We start from the raw sequence: 478 nt of genomic DNA, 5'->3' as shown, positions 1-478 counted from the left end.
GCGACCCACCGTCCCCGGCGATATGGTGCAGCACCAGCATCAACACGTACTCGTCGCGAGCACGGTCGTCTTCGACCACTCCGGTGTAGCGGAACACGTCGGCCCGTATCGGGATCTCCGCCGCCAGGTCGAACGCGTACCGCGCCGCCGCGGCCACCGCCGCCTCCACCTCCGCCACGTCCGCCACCGCCACCGGTACGTCGAATTCTCCGGCCCCAAGGACCCGCTGCACCGGCACCCCGTCCACCTCGGCGAACACCGTGCGCAGGCTCTCATGCCGCCCCACCACATCCACGAGCGCCGCCCGCAACGCCACCACATCCACCGCACCCGACAGCCGCACCGCCATCGGTATGTTGTAGGTCGCCGAGGGGCCCTCGAACCGATGCAGGAACCACAACCGGCGCTGCGCGAACGACACCGGCACCACCTCCGGGCGCCGCACCACCGCCAACACCGGCCGCACCGCCGCATCGTC

The 478-nt window shown here is 71.1% G+C and carries 1 protein-coding gene; it reads right to left on the bottom strand.

Annotated elements, in window-relative coordinates; translation table 11 throughout:
* Window positions 1-478, bottom strand: a 478-nt coding sequence (locus ACX4ZE_RS23070) for a condensation domain-containing protein (protein ID WP_480275566.1), incomplete at both ends; no start/stop codon positions are given.

This window comes from Nocardia sp. TBRC8007 (assembly GCF_056629435.1).
This window is presented reverse-complemented; position numbering and strand designations above follow the sequence as displayed.